This window comes from Providencia rettgeri (assembly GCF_013702265.1).
GTDB lineage: Bacteria > Pseudomonadota > Gammaproteobacteria > Enterobacterales > Enterobacteriaceae > Providencia > Providencia zhijiangensis.
The window spans coordinates 3,423,640-3,439,322 of sequence record NZ_CP059348.1 but is presented as its reverse complement, the minus strand read 5'-3'; the positions used below and the strand labels follow the sequence as shown (position 1 = coordinate 3,439,322).

The 15,683-nt window shown below is 43.0% G+C and carries 14 protein-coding genes; 4 read left to right on the top strand and 10 right to left on the bottom strand.

Annotated elements, in window-relative coordinates; all coding sequences use genetic code 11:
- Window positions 1-428: 428 nt before the first annotated feature.
- Both H0913_RS15800 and H0913_RS15795 read left to right on the top strand, forming a co-directional pair.
- Entirely contained in the window at window positions 429-1,832 is a 1,404-nt protein-coding gene (locus H0913_RS15800) for a tryptophanase (protein ID WP_036956054.1), read from the top strand.
- Window positions 1,833-1,896: 64 nt separating this feature from the next.
- Window positions 1,897-3,144 carry an aromatic amino acid transporter gene (locus H0913_RS15795; RefSeq protein ID WP_154603474.1) on the top strand — a complete coding sequence of 416 codons (1,248 nt, stop codon included), beginning with the start codon at window positions 1,897-1,899 and terminating at the stop codon, window positions 3,142-3,144.
- Window positions 3,145-3,216: 72 nt separating this feature from the next.
- Here H0913_RS15795 and H0913_RS15790 read toward each other — a convergent pair whose 3' ends face one another.
- The gene (locus H0913_RS15790) at window positions 3,217-3,654 is read right to left on the bottom strand and encodes a DUF411 domain-containing protein (protein ID WP_181477576.1); all 438 of its coding nucleotides are present in this window, start codon (window positions 3,652-3,654) and stop codon (window positions 3,217-3,219) included.
- Window positions 3,655-4,101: 447 nt separating this feature from the next.
- Here H0913_RS15790 and H0913_RS15785 point away from each other — a divergent pair, with 447 nt between their 5' ends.
- The gene (locus H0913_RS15785; protein ID WP_181477575.1) at window positions 4,102-5,688 is read left to right on the top strand and encodes a methyl-accepting chemotaxis protein; all 1,587 of its coding nucleotides are present in this window, start codon (window positions 4,102-4,104) and stop codon (window positions 5,686-5,688) included.
- A 344-nt stretch (window positions 5,689-6,032) separates the two neighbouring features.
- On the opposite strand, the gene fis is transcribed toward H0913_RS15785, so the two are convergent.
- The 9 genes from fis to H0913_RS15740 all read right to left on the bottom strand — a co-directional run bounded on the left by fis (window position 6,033) and on the right by H0913_RS15740 (window position 13,949).
- Complete coding sequence (gene fis, locus H0913_RS15780; protein ID WP_004258438.1) at window positions 6,033-6,329, bottom strand: DNA-binding transcriptional regulator Fis; 297 nt, start codon at window positions 6,327-6,329, stop codon at window positions 6,033-6,035.
- 14 nt (window positions 6,330-6,343) lie between these two features.
- Window positions 6,344-7,321, bottom strand: coding sequence for a tRNA dihydrouridine synthase DusB (dusB, locus tag H0913_RS15775; RefSeq protein WP_036956067.1), 978 nt, complete (start codon window positions 7,319-7,321; stop codon window positions 6,344-6,346).
- 329 nt (window positions 7,322-7,650) lie between these two features.
- Window positions 7,651-8,535 carry a 50S ribosomal protein L11 methyltransferase gene (prmA, locus tag H0913_RS15770; RefSeq protein ID WP_181477574.1) on the bottom strand — a complete coding sequence of 295 codons (885 nt, stop codon included), beginning with the start codon at window positions 8,533-8,535 and terminating at the stop codon, window positions 7,651-7,653.
- A 23-nt stretch (window positions 8,536-8,558) separates the two neighbouring features.
- Window positions 8,559-10,013, bottom strand: coding sequence for a sodium/pantothenate symporter (gene panF, locus H0913_RS15765; protein ID WP_181477573.1), 1,455 nt, complete (start codon window positions 10,011-10,013; stop codon window positions 8,559-8,561).
- Window positions 10,003-10,245: a DUF997 family protein gene (locus tag H0913_RS15760; protein ID WP_108478429.1), complete on the bottom strand. Its 243-nt coding sequence runs from the start codon at window positions 10,243-10,245 to the stop codon at window positions 10,003-10,005. Before H0913_RS15760 ends, panF begins: the two co-directional genes overlap by 11 nt.
- A gap of 176 nt (window positions 10,246-10,421) precedes the next feature.
- Window positions 10,422-11,768 (bottom strand): acetyl-CoA carboxylase biotin carboxylase subunit, encoded by a 1,347-nt coding sequence (accC, locus tag H0913_RS15755; RefSeq protein ID WP_036956076.1) that lies wholly within the window; start codon window positions 11,766-11,768, stop codon window positions 10,422-10,424.
- A 12-nt stretch (window positions 11,769-11,780) separates the two neighbouring features.
- Window positions 11,781-12,251 (bottom strand): acetyl-CoA carboxylase biotin carboxyl carrier protein, encoded by a 471-nt coding sequence (accB, locus tag H0913_RS15750; RefSeq protein ID WP_006659070.1) that lies wholly within the window; start codon window positions 12,249-12,251, stop codon window positions 11,781-11,783.
- Window positions 12,252-12,269: 18 nt separating this feature from the next.
- A complete protein-coding gene (gene aroQ / locus H0913_RS15745) occupies window positions 12,270-12,734 on the bottom strand; it encodes a type II 3-dehydroquinate dehydratase (protein WP_154603470.1) in 465 nt (154 codons plus the stop codon).
- Between the two features lie 234 nt (window positions 12,735-12,968).
- The gene (locus tag H0913_RS15740; protein WP_154638803.1) at window positions 12,969-13,949 is read right to left on the bottom strand and encodes an oxidoreductase; all 981 of its coding nucleotides are present in this window, start codon (window positions 13,947-13,949) and stop codon (window positions 12,969-12,971) included.
- A gap of 614 nt (window positions 13,950-14,563) precedes the next feature.
- On the opposite strand from H0913_RS15740, the gene H0913_RS15735 reads away from it, so the two are divergent.
- Window positions 14,564-15,607: a rod shape-determining protein gene (locus tag H0913_RS15735; RefSeq protein WP_006662897.1), complete on the top strand. Its 1,044-nt coding sequence runs from the start codon at window positions 14,564-14,566 to the stop codon at window positions 15,605-15,607.
- The last annotated feature ends 76 nt before the right edge of the window (window positions 15,608-15,683 follow it).

Here is a 15,683-nt window from a genome sequence, read left to right as displayed (position 1 = left end):
AAGTTTAAAATTACTATCTATTATTTAATTATAAAATAACCTCAATTTATTAACCTTTATTTAATGGTTATTAAGATAAATAATATTGTGACCCTAATCATAGTGCGGAGTGGGATTTAACGCTTTTTGTGATGCAGGTAAAAATAATAGACAATTGCTATTATCTTTATCTAAGAATTGTTATATACCATACTCAAGGTTGTACTAATTCCTTGCAAATGGGAGTCATAGTATGTTTCTTTTAAGTGAGTTGTTAATGTCGAGGCGCTTCTTCTATTTGAAGAAATGGTTCAATATTGATATTTCTTTGGCCTTTTTCTTTCCGCATAAATAACCTTTCTTTTTTCTCTCTCTCAAGATCTATTCGCTTATTTTTATAAGTTCGAATTTTTGTTTTTATTATTTAATGAAAAATTAAAGGTATTATCATGGCTAAAAGAATCGTTGAACCGTTCCGTATTAAAATGGTAGAAAATATCCGTATTCCATCAAGAGAAGAACGCGAAGCGGCATTAAAAGAGGCGGGTTATAACCCATTCTTATTACCGAGTAGTGCTGTTTATATTGACTTGTTAACGGACTCCGGTACTAACGCAATGAGCGACCACCAATGGGCCGCGATGATCACGGGTGATGAAGCGTACGCGGGTTCTCGTAACTATTATGATTTAAAAGATAAAGTTAAAGAGATGTTTGACTACGACTATGTGATCCCTGCTCACCAAGGTCGTGGTGCTGAGAACATGTTATTCCCTGTTTTACTGAAAGTGAAACAAGAACAAGGCGGCGCGAAAAAGCCGGTATTTATTTCTAACTTCCACTTTGATACTACCGCTGCCCACGTTGAATTAAATGGCTGTAAAGCGATTAACATTGTTACCGAAAAAGCCTATGACTCAGAAACTTATGATGATTGGAAAGGCAATTTCGATATTCAAAAATTAAAAGATAATATTGCAAAACATGGTGCTGAAAACGTGGTAGCGATTGTTTCTACCATCACCTGTAACAGTGCGGGTGGTCAGCCAGTTGCGATGGATAACTTGAAAGAAGTTTATGAAATCGCAAAACAGCATAATATCTTTGTGGTAATGGACTCTGCACGTTTCTGTGAAAACGCATATTTCATCAAAGAGCGTGATCCAAAATATAAAAATTCCACAATTAAAGAAATCATTCTGGATATGTACAAATACGCTGATGCGCTCACTATGTCAGCGAAAAAAGATCCACTGTTAAACATTGGTGGTCTGGTCTGTATTAAGAATGACGAGAAAATATTTACGTTGGCAAGACAGCGCTGCGTACCAATGGAAGGCTTCGTGACTTACGGTGGTTTAGCGGGTCGTGATATGGCTGCAATGGTACAAGGCTTAGAAGAAGGGGCTGGGGAAGATTACCTGCATTATCGTATCGGTCAGGTGAAATATCTGGGTGACCGTTTACGTGAAGGCGGTATCCCAATTCAGTATCCTACTGGTGGACACGCTGTGTTCGTGGACTGTAAAAAACTGGTTCCACAGATCCCAGGTGACCAATTCCCTGCGCAAGCTGTGATTAACGCGCTGTATTTAGAGTCAGGTGTTCGTGCTGTTGAAATTGGTTCATTCCTATTAGGTCGTGATCCTGAAACGGGCAAACAAAAACATGCTGATATGGAATTCATGCGTTTAACTATTGCACGACGTGTTTATACCAACGACCATATGGATTACATTGCAGATGCTCTGATTGGCTTGAAAGATAAATTCGCAACGCTGAAAGGTTTAGATTTCGAATATGAGCCACCAGTATTAAGACACTTCACTGCAAGATTAAAACCCATCAAATAATAGGTAGTTCTGCGGGTTCCCGTGCAATGCGGGAACCTTATCCCTTATTTTTAAGGTGACCAACATGAACAATTCGGCAGCCAAGAAAGAACCCTCCATAATGGTAGGGGGTTTTGTGCTAGGCGGAGCCATGATCGGGGCAGGTATGTTTAGCTTGCCAACCATTATGGCTGGAGCTTGGTTTATTAACTCGATAGTAATATTACTGATTGTTTGTTTCTTTATGTTTCACTCAGGGATCTATATTTTAGAATGTATATCCAAATATGGAGCCGGCACTAACTATTTTTATATTTCAAAAGAATTATTACCAAAATGGGCCTGTTATATTGCCAATGCAGCATTAATATTTGTTTTATATATATTGATATATGCTTATATTTCTGCGGCCGGATCTGTTATCAAAGAAGCGTCGGCAATATATGGATTTGATGTTAACTTAAGAGTGATATTTGTTATCTTCACTTTACTGTTAGGTGCAAGTATTTGGTGGAGTGGTATTGCGGCAAGTCGATTAACATCATTATTTTTATTTATTAAAATTGTTTTATTTATTCTCGCTTTCTCAGGGTTATTCTTAATTGTCAAAACTGACTTATTATTAACGTCTCCAGTAGGCGATAGTCAGTTATCTTTACTGCCATTTGTCTTTATTATTATTCCTTATGCCATCACTTCGTTTGGTTATCACGGTAACGTCTGTAGTTTGTATAAGCTGTATCATGAAAATGAACGTAAAGTGGTTAAAAGCTGTGTGATTGGTTGTGTACTGGCTTTAATACTCTATTTCCTTTGGATATTGGGCACCATGGGGAATTTACCTCGAACAGAATTCCTAACCATAATTAATAAAGGCGGAAACCTCGATGCGTTTATTGAGTCACTGTATGCGGTATTAAGCAGCCCACATATTGCGACATTCTTATTATGGTTTTCGATTAGTGCTGTATTTTGTTCATTCTTAGGGGTTGCGATTGGTTTATTCGACTACATTCTGGCGTCACTAAACTTTAATGATAATTCTTCAGGCAGAATGAAAGCGGCACTGTTATGTTTTATACCTCCTCTAGTTTTATGTATGTTATTCCCAAATGGTTTCTTAATTGCGATTGCTTATGCGGGGATGGCGGCGTGTATCTGGGCAATTATTTGCCCGGCAGTCATGGCATTAAAAGTGAGAGAGCGTTTCCCTAACTCGACGTTTAAAGTGTGGGGAGGCAAAGGGCTAATCTATGCAGTTATAGCCTTTGGTGTTGTTGGTATTATTTGTCAGTTGTTAGCGCAGTTTAATGTATTACCGATATACCGTTAATTTTTCAAATTAAGATGTAGTAATCACTGCCAAAGGTACAGCGAGGGTTTGCTGTACCTTTTTTATAGAAAACTAATAACGAGCAAATACGGATTGGCTACCATTCTTTTTAAAACTCATCACTGAATAGGCTTGTTTAAATCCGCTTGGTTGCTCCATGCCTAAACTGCCCGCTGGCATACCTCCGACAACAATACCTGCAACGTCATCAGGTAGTGTATTGATTTTCGCTAAGCTATCGAGAGGAACGTGACCAACAACCAATTTGCCATTAATTTTGGCGGTATGGCAGCTGCGTAGTGAGTTAGGTAAATTGGCTTCTTGATTGATTTTATCGATCTCTTGATAGGTGACATCGTGAATTTTCACGTCATAACCTGCTGCTTTTACTGCTTCGCCCCAAAGATGGCAGCAACCGCAACTTTCTTCTTTGTACAGGTCAACAACTTGGCTTGCTGCAACAGAGGAAAATGACGCCACCAATAGTGCAGTGAATAACAATTTTTTCATGTCAGTATTACTCCAAAAATAAGATATTGTTATTTAAATAAAAAATAAGGGTGCGAAATTTAAGCAGGTTTGTATTTCTCTTATTCGAGTTCTTATGGAACTTCTGAACCATAAAGCTTCCCGTAGGGGGAAGCTCAAGAGATAAAACAGATTTTTGCTTATATTTACAGAACCTGATGATGGTGTTTTCTTACAGAAACAGAGCAATACTTTGGGAGGTCAATCACAAACTGGAAGATAGGGTGATTGTATAAAAATGGAACGTTTGTGGATAAAAAACAGGCATTATGTCTCTAAAATCAATCATTAAGCTAATTTTTAATCGGATTATTTTGCGCTTTTTTTGATGTCTAAAAGTCAGAAAGCAATTGAAAATAATTAAATTTTTCTCTTTTACCGCCGATAAATTAAACAAAGATCATTTTATTTTATCAAAAGAGAAATTCCATGCAGAAACTTCGAAATTATTCAATACGTGCTGTGATGCTCGTACTACTTGGCATTTTATGCCTAAACCTTGGGGGCATAAGCCTGTATAGCGGTTGGTCCTTATCGCGTATTTCTGACGGTATCCATGTTGACCGACAACTGGTGAAACAGATGACGGTACTGAGTCAGGGCAATGACCAGTATTTTCGTTTTGTCACTCGCTTAACCCGCGTGATGGAAACCAAAAATGAGGGCAAGGAAGGGGATTACGCCTTGGTCAAAGACGCACTCGTGAATATGGAGCGTTATCTTGAGGAGATGAAGTCCATTTCTCCGGGGCCGATGGATAAAGCCATTTCCGACCAAGTGATTAATAGCTGGCAAGCGCTGCTCGATGAAGGCGTGAAACCACAATTAGCCATTTCCATGGGGGATGATAAGGCGGCTTATTTGGCGCATGCCCATAATGTCACGCCAGCATTGAGCCGCACATTCGGCGCAGCTATCACACAGTTTAACCAAACTGCGGATGTGATGATTGAGCACACGCGGGAAGCGGTTGATGAGCACATGAATATGACGCGAGTAGTGATTATCATCGCGACCATTTTTGGTTTGCTAATTTTGATCTTCACTGACCGCTATTTGGCTAAGATGATGCAACGACCGCTGGAGCTGATCCGCCAATATTTCGATAAGATTGCGAAGGGGGATTTAAGCCAGCCAATCGAGCCATTTGGTCGTAACTGTGTCGGTAAGCTTTTCCCATTATTAGAAGAGATGCAGAACAGTTTACGTGATGCGGTGTTGACGATCCGCAATGGTAGCGAAAGTATTTATCGCGGTGCGACAGAAATATCTAACGGCAATAGTGACCTTTCATCACGAACGGAAGAGCAAGCCGCAGCCTTGGAAGAAACCGCGGCCAGCATGGAGCAAATCACAGCAGCAGTGCAGTTGAATGTGGAAAATACCCACCAAGCCAACCAATTGGCTGCTGAAGCCTTTGTAGTTGCTAATCAAGGGGATGCGATTGTTGAGTCAGTGGTGAGCACGATGGATGAGATCTCCCAGAGTGCCAAAAAAATCTCTGACATCATCAGTATGATGAATGACATCAGCTTCCAGACCAATATTTTGGCATTGAATGCTTCCATTGAAGCAGCGCGAGCAGGGGTCCATGGTCGTGGGTTTATGGTGGTTGCTGCCGAAGTTCGCAAGCTTGCCAGCCACAGCGCTGATGCGGCAATGGAAATTGAAAAGCTGATTGCAGAATCGAGTTCGTGTGTGGAAAAAGGCACGCATTTGGTGCATGAGATGGGCTCGACAATGGGCAATATTCTACAAGGGATCAATGAAGTAACCGCGATTATGAAACAAATCACGACAGCTTCGGAGGAGCAGAGTAAAGGTATCGCACAGGTGGGTGTTGCCATCACCCAAATGGACAGTGTGACACAGCAAAATGCGTCTTTAGTTGAGCAAGTGGCAACAGCGGCAAGTTCATTAGAACATCAAACTGAAGAGTTGCAGGAATCGGTCAGTAAGTTTCAGTTAACCAGTGATGGACATACATTCACTGATTCCAAGGTTGCGATTGCATAATAGATGTTAATTACCAAGAAAACTTAGTAGGTTGAACCCAGTATGAATTTGCGTTTGTACTGGGTTTTTTTATTTATAGAGGAAGTTTTACATGGCTAAGCCAATTCTCGGCTTTCATCCCCGCTAAATGCCACTCAGATGCGGTTGTTATCGCGTAACCCAGTCGACTGTAGCTATCTTTCAAGGTAGTAACATGTACCGGAGTGGGAACAAAATTAAACAGCAGAGGGGCACTTAACTAAGTATTAGAAAGGAGGGGGATAGTGTTCAGATCGAAAGGGACAAAAAAAGCCCTTTCTAAAATCAGAAAGGGCTTCTAAAAACACTGCATTAACCGACTAGGATTAGTTCATGCCGTATTTTTTCAGTTTCTTACGCAGAGTTCCGCGGTTGATACCCATCATCAGGGCTGCACGGGTCTGGTTTCCACGGGTATATTGCATAACCATGTCCAACAAAGGCTGTTCTACCTCAGCCAATACCAGCTCATATAAATCGTTAACATCTTGATTATTTAATTGAGCAAAATAGTTCTTCAGTGCTTGCTTAACTGAGTCACGTAACGGTTTTTGAGTTACTTGATCTTGTGAATTTACAGTTGCAACGGTTAGTACGTCAGAATTTACGCGTTGTTCGAACATAGTTCTGTCAGCTCTTATCTTTTATTTACGCAAAAATTTTCAAAAAATGCTTCCAACACCTCCAGCTGTTCGCTGGCATCCTCAATGGCGTTGAAGGAGCGCCGAAACTGGTCATCAGGTGCATGTTCTTGTAAATACCAAGAAACATGTTTGCGCGCTATACGGGCTCCCTTGCCTTGACCATAAAAGTCGTGCAGTTCCCGTACATGCCCTAGCATAATGCTTTTCACGTCTGCCATAGGCATCGGTGGCAATATCTCACCTGTGTCCAGATAATGTTGGATTTCCCGAAAGATCCAAGGTCTTCCCTGAGCTGCTCGTCCTACCATCAAGGCATCCGCCCCTGTGTAGTCTAAAACAGCCCTGGCTTTTAGCGGGTCAGTAATGTCGCCATTGGCAATAACCGGAATGGAAACAGTCTGCTTAACTGCCCGAATGTTGTCATATTCAGCTTCACCGTTGAACAGACAGGCTCTGGTTCTGCCATGAATGGTCAGGGCTTGAATACCACAATCTTCGGCCAATTGGGCAATCTCTATGCAGTTACGCTCTTCAGGTGACCAGCCTGTGCGGATTTTCAGTGTGACTGGCACATCCACAGCGTTTACAACGGTTTCCAGGATTGATTTTACAATCTCCGGATAACGCAGTAAGGCTGAGCCTGCAAGCTTACGATTCACTTTCTTAGCTGGGCAGCCCATATTGATATCAATGATTTGAGCGCCGCTCTCAACGTTAATTTGAGCTGCTGCGGCCATTTCATCGGGATCATTGCCAGCTATTTGAACGGAACGTACCCCGAGTTCATCGCGGTGAACCATCCTGAGTCTCGATTTATCTGTCTTCCAAACTTGTGGGTTAGAAGAAAGCATCTCCGATACCGTCATTCCAGCACCCATCGCATAACACAGAGACCTAAACGGTTTATCTGTGATACCTGCCATGGGGGCAGCAATAAGACAGTTTCTCAACTGATATTGTCCGATTCGCATAACTAAATGGGGGCCATACTGTGACTGCAAGGGCGCGTATATTACGCATTTTTTACGAGATATGAAAGGACAAACTTTGAGCAAACGGTTATTTATCACTAACTTTTTTATCTTGCTTTTTATAAAATAATAAAATTAGTGTTATTTAACAAGTTGTTAGGTGTTTTTTAACAACAGGAGCTAAAAATAACGATTACGTTGAATATCCAAGACTCACTTCTCGAGCAGAACAGATTATCATCAGTCATTGAGCAATATTTGAGCTGTAAGATAATCCATTCTGCAATTAATTTCAAAGAAATTATTCTTTGATTTTTACCGCAAACCCATTAAAAATGCTTGACACCAGTGATACGGCACCACTCATCTTTCTCTGCAACAGGGTCAATATTGAAGTCGGCACGATAAGCATCAGCAACCCCTTCAGCTTGGCTGGCTAACACGCCAGACAGACCTAAATGACCACCAGCACGCGGCAGTACACTGATCATCGGTGCAAGCTCACGCAATGGGCCTGCAAGGATGTTAGCGACAACGACATCAGCCTGAAGGTCTTGGGGTTGGTCTTTGGGTAAATAGAGCGACAGACGCTCTGAGACGCCATTACGTTCTGCATTATCGCGGCTCGCGAGGATAGCTTGTGGATCGATATCGATCCCGATCGCCTGCGCTGCACCGAGTTTCAATGCCGCGATAGCTAAGATCCCTGATCCGCAACCAAAATCGATAACGGTTTTGCCTTCAAGATCCAACCCATCGAGCCATTCAAGGCATAATGAAGTCGTCGGATGGGTTCCCGTACCGAATGCTAAGCCGGGATCTAGCATTACGTTAACCGCGGTAGGATCTGGCACATCGCGCCAGCTAGGGCAGATCCATAAACGTTGGCCAAAGCGCATTGGGTGGAAGTTATCCATCCATTCACGTTCCCAATCTTTATCTTCGATTTGTTCGATTTTATGAACGAAGCCAGCGCCGAGTAATGGGCTATTTTCTAACTGAGCGACCACCCATTTCATATCGGTTTCAGCGTCATACAGACCAATAACGTCGGTATCGCCCCACAGGCGAGTTTCTCCCGGAAGCGGCTCGAAAACAGGGGTATCATGGCTGTCTTGGAAGGTGACGGACACGGAGCCCGTTTCCATGAGTTCATCGCCAAGGGCTTCTGCGTTTTTTCCAGTGGAGTTTATTCTGATTTGTATCCAAGGCATTTTCGTTTCTCTTGTCTTAAATTCTAATTCGTTGATAGTTCATTTGGTGCCGATTGTACTGGATTTTTGCCAAAAAGATTACCGATCAAAAAGGCAATCAGGCTCAGGATCAGTGATGGCACAATGGCGTGAAAGCCCATAATTTCAATTTTGAATGAGGCGAAAATGGCGTAGCAAACACCGCCAACAATCATGCCGCTCAGAGCGCCAGTACCATTGGCTTTTTCCCAATATAATCCAAGAACCAGTGGCCACAGGAATACCGCTTCTAATCCACCAAATGCGAGTAAATTCAACCAGATAATCATTTGAGGTGGGTTCCATGCTGCAACCAGCAATAACGCGCCTAAAATCAACGTTGAGAAGCTGGAGATTCGTGCCAGTTTTTTCTCATTTTTAATTTGTTCAGGTGCCGCGTTAAGGTAGATATCTTTCACGATCGTCGCCGAAGATTGCAGTAATTGGGCGTTAATGGTGGACATAATTGCGGCCATTGGTGCTGCTAGGAAAATCCCTGCGGCAAATGGTGGAAGAACCTGAACCATCAAAGTCGGGATCACTTGGTCTGGAATGGTTAAATCCGGCAGTATGGCACGCCCTAAGGCGCCCGCGAAGTGCATACCAAACATCAAGATTGCCATCACAATGGTACCCAGAATGATACCTTTGTGGACGGCTTTACTGTCTTTGTAAGAAATACAACGCACTGCGGTATGTGGTAACCCGATAACCCCAAAACAGACTAACACCCAGAATGAAGCCATAAATGGTCCGCTGAGGATATCGTTGGCACCTTCAGGAGAGACTAATTTCGGGTCGATGGCGTGCATTTTTTCCACGGCAGCTGGTAAACCACCTGCATGGTAGATAATGGCAACCAGCAAAATAATCGTACCCAGTAACATGACCAGCCCTTGTAAAGCATCGTTAAGGACACTGGCTCGGAAGCCTCCAATCGCGGTATACAGCGCGATTGATACGCCAAAAATCATTAATCCGTAGGTATAAGGAATGCCGGCCGCCGTTTCGAGTAGTCGCGCACCACCGATAAACTGCACCGTCATCGCCCCAAAGAAAGCGACTAATAAACTTACGCTAGCAAACCAAACGAGAAAACGACTTTGGTAACGGGCGTAGAGCATGTCGTTAAGGGTAACTGCATTGTAGCGGCGAGCTAAGATGGCAAATTTTTTGCCCAGTACGCCCAGAGAGAGCCAGATAGCCGGCAGTTGGATCATGGCGAGGAGTACCCAGCCTAACCCGTATTTGTAGGCGGCACCGGGACCACCGATGAAGGAGCTGGCGCTGATGTAGGTTGCGGTGATGGTCATGGCTAAAACAAAGCCGCCCATCGAGCGATTACCTAGAAAATACTCATTAAGAAATTCGCCTTTCGTGCGTTTTTTATAAGCGTAGAGCGAAAGGAGAAAAACGAGGAGCAGATAGCCGATTAAGGGCAGAAGAACTTCAGTCTGCATCTTTCTCCTCCAACGAGATATCTTTGAATACGAGTTTAACCATCATGATGCATAGCAAAATAAAGATGATAGGGAGAATCAGACATGACCATTCAAACCATAACGGTAATCCGGTAACACCAAGTGTGTTACTGGGTAGATAAGCACAAAGTACCCAACCTATCATGTAGGCAATAGTCAGATATAGCGCCCAACGAGCTTCCCTGTTTGATTGAAGAAAACGTTTGTCCATCCGCTTTTCCTCCTCATGTTGACAAAAATAATCGGGGATTGTACGACAATCTGAAGGGGGAGTGTGAAAAATAGCGTAATAAAACCGATAATCCTGCCATTTATAGGCAAAAAAATACCGGAAATTGGCTTTCCGGTATTTGTTTTTAATGATGAAAATGTCGATTATTCAGGGGATTATTCTTGAATACCGAGTTTTTTCTCCAAATAGTGGATGTTGGTTCCACCTTTGGCAAAGTTTTCATCATTCATGATCATCTGTTGTAATTCGATGTTGGTTTTAATCCCATCGATGATCAGTTCGTTCAGCGCGTTCTTCATACGAGCAATCGCGATTTCACGAGTTTCACCGTAAGTGATTAATTTACCGATCATTGAGTCATAGAACGGAGGAACAGAGTAGCCTGCGTAAATATGAGATTCCCAACGAACACCGAAGCCACCCGGAGAGTGGAAACGAGTGATTTTACCTGGGCTAGGCAGGAATGTGTGCGGGTCTTCTGCGTTGATACGACACTCAATCGCATGACCGTGAACATTGATCTGATCCTGAGTCACAGATAATGGTAAACCAGAAGCGACACGCAGCTGTTCTTTGATTAAGTCAACGCCGGTGATCATTTCGGTCACTGGGTGCTCAACCTGAATACGGGTGTTCATTTCGATGAAATAGAATTCGCCGTTTTCAAATAAGAACTCAAAAGTACCTGCGCCACGATAGCCGATTTCGATACAGGCTTTCGCACAGCGTTCACCGATATTACGACGAATTTCTGGGGTGATCCCCGGTGCTGGTGCTTCTTCAACCACTTTTTGGTGGCGGCGCTGCATTGAACAGTCACGTTCAGCTAAATAAACAGCATGACCTTGACCATCTGCCATCACTTGGATTTCAACGTGACGTGGGTTTTCAAGGAATTTCTCCATGTAAACCATGTCGTTGTTGAATGCGGCTTTTGCTTCTGCACGGGTCAGGTTAATGGAAGATTCTAAATCTTTCTCATTACGAACCACTCGCATACCACGACCACCACCACCACCAGATGCTTTGATGATAACTGGGAAGCCGATGCGTTTAGCAATCGCTTTGTTCTTTTCAGTGTCGTTACCCAGTGGACCATCAGAACCTGGTACACATGGAACGCCTGCTTTTTTCATCGCGCTAATCGCAGAAACCTTGTCGCCCATTAGGCGGATGGTTTCAGCTTTTGGGCCGATAAAAATGAAGCCTGATTGTTCTACTTGCTCTGCAAAGTCAGCGTTTTCAGACAGGAAACCGTATCCTGGGTGAATCGCCTGTGCGCCTGAGATTTCAGCCGCTGCAATGATTGCAGGGATATTCAAGTAGCTTTTTGCCGATGCTGCTGGACCAATACAAATAGTTTCGTCTGCCAGCAACACGTGTTTTAAATCTCTATCTGCCGTGGAGTGAACCGCAACAGTTTTGATGCCGAGTTCTTTACATGCACGCAGAATACGCAGTGCAATTTCCCCACGGTTAGCGATAACAATTTTTTCCAGCATGGAAACGCCCCGTTATTCGATGACAACTAATGGCTCGTCAAATTCTATTGCATCACCGTTTTGCAACAAAATAGCTTTAACAACACCAGCTTTATCTGCTTCGATTTGGTTCATCATTTTCATCGCTTCAACGATGCAAAGAGGATCGCCAACTTTGACAGTTTGACCAACTTCAACGAATGGTTTTGCTTCTGGGCTTGGTGAGCGGTAGAAAGTACCAACCATTGGTGAGCGAACTTGGTGACCAGAAACTGCCGCAGGTGCTGCTGGAGCTGCTGCTTCTTGTGCTGGAGCAACTGCGTTAGCTAATGCAGGTTGTTGAGCAACTGGTGCTGAGTAGAACTGTTGAGGTGCAGCCATCATTTGAGATGCTGGTGATACACGACTGATACGTACTGACTCTTCACCTTCAGAAATTTCCAGTTCAGAAATGCCAGACTCTTCAACAAGCTCGATCAGCTTTTTAATTTTACGAATATCCATGGATATGATTCCGTACTCTTATATTTGGATTGAATTAATTAGTCGCACACGGTTAACCGCGGCTTGTAATGCAAAACTGTAACCATCTGCGCCAAGACCACAAATAACTCCATTAGACATATCGGAGAAATAAGAGTGATGACGAAAGGGTTCTCTCGCATAAATATTAGACAGGTGGATCTCGATAAACGGGATACAAACTGCCAATAGTGCATCTCGCAAAGCAACACTAGTATGCGTGAATGCGGCTGGGTTGATTATTATATAATCAACGTTACCTTGTGCTGCATGAATTCTATCGATAAGTTCATGCTCTGCATTTGACTGAAAATGGCTCAACTTCACGCCTAAGTTTTCTGCTTCTTGCATCAGGTTCGATACAATTTCAGTTAGAGGGCGAGGCCCGTATTTATCCGGTTCTCTAGAACCTAGCATGTTTAGGTTCGGCCCGTTCAGGAGCAAAATATGAATATCTTCTGTCATTGTGTTGCTAACTCCGACGATATGTCAATAATCTGACAACATAACGCGATGTCGACGGTTTGTCATCTTTTATCATAAAAATAAATAGATTTTCCACTGACAAGGAAGAGCATTATAATTATTTCGTTGCATATAGCAGCAAAATACTGGTCTTATCAGAGAAATTACCCGAATTTATTTTATAAATTGTGCCGTAATCCACATTGTGGCGACACAATTACGAGTGTTGATGATTTAATTTTGAAGATTTACTAGGGTACGCCCAGTGACTTCGTTTTTTAAGAGTTTTTTTGCGTGCTCGACACACTCTTCTAATGAAATTTCGCAGCTAACTTGCTCATAAAACGCATCAGGTAAGAGTTGCGCTAAGCGTTCCCACACTTTTTGGCGTTTTGCCGCAGGGTAGTAAACAGAATCGACCCCTTGTAGACGGATATTACGCAAAATAAATGGCATGACGGTTGTTGGCAGTGAGAACCCGCCAGCCAGTCCGCAGGCCGCAACCGCACCATTATAATTCACTTGCGCCAAGATATTGGCCAGCACGTCACCACCAACCGTGTCGATAGCGCCAGCCCAGCGTTGTTTATCAAGCGGTTTGGCTGGATGAGTAAACTCGCTGCGAGGTAGCACGCTTTTCGCGCCAATTTTCAGTAAATAATCGTGATTTTCTGCGCGACCTGAGATCGCCACAACGTGATAGCCTAATAAAGAAAGTAATTGGGTGGCGACACTACCGACACCGCCACTGGCACCACTTACTACAATTTCGCCACTTTCAGGGGTGATCCCCGCATCTTCAAGGGCATTTACGCATAACATGGCGGTAAATCCTGCGGTGCCGATGGTCATGGCATGCTTCAGTGATAATGCTTCAGGAAGAGGGGTTAAATAATCGGCGGGGACTTTTGCTTGTGTGGCGAGTCCACCCCAATGTGTTTCGCCAACTCCCCATCCTGTTAATAGTACGTGTTGGCCAATATGAAAGCGGGGATCTTCACTGTGATGAACGATGCCTGAGAAGTCAATTCCGGGCACCATTGGATATTGACGGACAACGCCTGCTTTTCCATTAATAGCTAGCGCATCTTTATAGTTAATTGTCGACCAATGAATATCGACGATGACATCGCCAGCGGGTAATGACTCAGTAGGTACATTGAGGATTTCTGGGACGATTTTATCGTCTTGTTGCTGTAAAACGAGCGCTTTCATGATCCACCCCTAATTTTATGATTAAATAAGTGTTTTTTTTAATTTACACACAGGTAAAATCGTTTTCATTGACGCCAGAATGGTATTCACGCTATTACTTATGTAATTAATTTGTAAAAATGCATTTTTTTCTGGCATAACTAGTCTTTTATCATGCAAAATGTCCTACTCTGACTAATACATCAGCGTGTCGACATGGTTATGGCTTAATTTTAAGTTGATAATAGAATTAGGTGAATTTAAGTTCACTTATTTTGTTGTTAAAAAGCTAGATGTATAGCAATAATTAAAATATAAAAATTTTATTTGAACTTGTAGACATAATCGCTTGTCACACTGGGAAGAACGCAAAGATGGAGTATATAACAACCAGAGGTTGTCTGTTTATTGTGCGCGAATGATGGGTTATTTTCGATGCATATGAATTAAGGGCAATTTGCGAGGTTTTTATCTGCTTCGTTTTGTTATAGAAGCATGTACGATTTTAGTATGTGAAAATAGATGAATTAACCATATTTATGAAGTGATTGATTTACGCCTTGAGGCAGCTTCAAGTGGTTGGTAGAGTAGACGGGTTTTTATTCGTCCCCAGCTTGCAGGATAATCCTTTCGTTATGTTTAAAAAATTTCGTGGCATGTTTTCTAATGACCTGTCAATTGACTTGGGTACGGCCAATACCCTCATTTATGTCAAAGGACAAGGCGTCAAATTAAATGAACCCTCTGTAGTTGCAATTCGTCAGGATCGCGCAGGCTCGCCAAAAAGCGTGGCAGCGGTTGGTGGCGAAGCGAAACAGATGCTGGGGCGTACACCGGGTAACATTTCTGCAATTCGACCAATGAAAGATGGCGTGATTGCTGACTTTTTCTTAACTGAAAAAATGTTACAACACTTTATCAAGCAAGTTCATAGCAACAGTTTCCTGCGTCCAAGCCCTCGTGTTTTAGTCTGTGTACCTGTTGGTGCAACTCAAGTTGAGCGTAAAGCTATCCGTGAATCTGCATTAAGTGCAGGTGCCCGCGAAGTATTCTTAATTGAAGAGCCAATGGCAGCGGCAATCGGTGCTGGTTTACCTGTTTCTGAAGCGACAGGTTCTATGGTTGTCGATATCGGTGGTGGTACCACTGAAGTGGCTGTTATCTCCCTGAACGGGGTGGTTTACTCTTCTTCTGTTCGCATTGGTGGTGACCGTTTTGACGAGTCAATCATCAACTATGTGCGTCGTAATTATGGTTCCTTAATTGGTGAAGCAACGGCTGAGCGTATCAAACACGGTATCGGTTCTGCTTTCCCAACTGATGAAGTTTATGAAATTGAAGTTCGCGGTCGTAACTTGGCGGAAGGTGTGCCACGCGGATTCAAAATGAACTCCAACGAAATTTTAGAAGCATTACAAGAGCCACTGACCGGTATCGTAAGTGCGGTAATGTTAGCGTTAGAACAGTGCCCACCAGAATTAGCGTCTGATATCTCAGAGCGCGGTATGGTATTAACGGGTGGTGGTGCTCTTCTGCGTAATTTAGATCGTTTATTAATGGAAGAGACTGGCATTCCGGTCATCGTTGCTGAAGATCCTTTAACCTGCGTGGCTCGTGGCGGCGGTAAAGCGTTAGAGATGATTGACATGCACGGCGGTGACCTGTTTAGCGAAGACTAAATCACGCCATAAGCAACTGGAGTTTTTAGCTCCAGTTGCTTTGACTATTTTTTTATTCTCCGACCATTAGCGAAAC

Coding starts and splice junctions, on each gene's coding strand:
- accC (WP_036956076.1), bottom strand. CDS start 11,768: ATGCTGGAAAAAATTGTTATCGCTAACCGTGGGGAAATTGCACTGCGT.
- H0913_RS15740 (WP_154638803.1), bottom strand. CDS start 13,949: ATGAAAGCGCTCGTTTTACAGCAACAAGACGATAAAATCGTCCCAGAA.
- panF (WP_181477573.1), bottom strand. CDS start 10,013: ATGCAGACTGAAGTTCTTCTGCCCTTAATCGGCTATCTGCTCCTCGTT.
- fis (WP_004258438.1), bottom strand. CDS start 6,329: ATGTTCGAACAACGCGTAAATTCTGACGTACTAACCGTTGCAACTGTA.
- dusB (WP_036956067.1), bottom strand. CDS start 7,321: ATGCGAATCGGACAATATCAGTTGAGAAACTGTCTTATTGCTGCCCCC.
- H0913_RS15795 (WP_154603474.1), top strand. CDS start 1,897: ATGAACAATTCGGCAGCCAAGAAAGAACCCTCCATAATGGTAGGGGGT.
- H0913_RS15800 (WP_036956054.1), top strand. CDS start 429: ATGGCTAAAAGAATCGTTGAACCGTTCCGTATTAAAATGGTAGAAAAT.
- H0913_RS15760 (WP_108478429.1), bottom strand. CDS start 10,245: ATGGACAAACGTTTTCTTCAATCAAACAGGGAAGCTCGTTGGGCGCTA.
- prmA (WP_181477574.1), bottom strand. CDS start 8,535: ATGCCTTGGATACAAATCAGAATAAACTCCACTGGAAAAAACGCAGAA.
- H0913_RS15785 (WP_181477575.1), top strand. CDS start 4,102: ATGCAGAAACTTCGAAATTATTCAATACGTGCTGTGATGCTCGTACTA.
- aroQ (WP_154603470.1), bottom strand. CDS start 12,734: ATGACAGAAGATATTCATATTTTGCTCCTGAACGGGCCGAACCTAAAC.
- H0913_RS15790 (WP_181477576.1), bottom strand. CDS start 3,654: ATGAAAAAATTGTTATTCACTGCACTATTGGTGGCGTCATTTTCCTCT.
- H0913_RS15735 (WP_006662897.1), top strand. CDS start 14,564: ATGTTTAAAAAATTTCGTGGCATGTTTTCTAATGACCTGTCAATTGAC.
- accB (WP_006659070.1), bottom strand. CDS start 12,251: ATGGATATTCGTAAAATTAAAAAGCTGATCGAGCTTGTTGAAGAGTCT.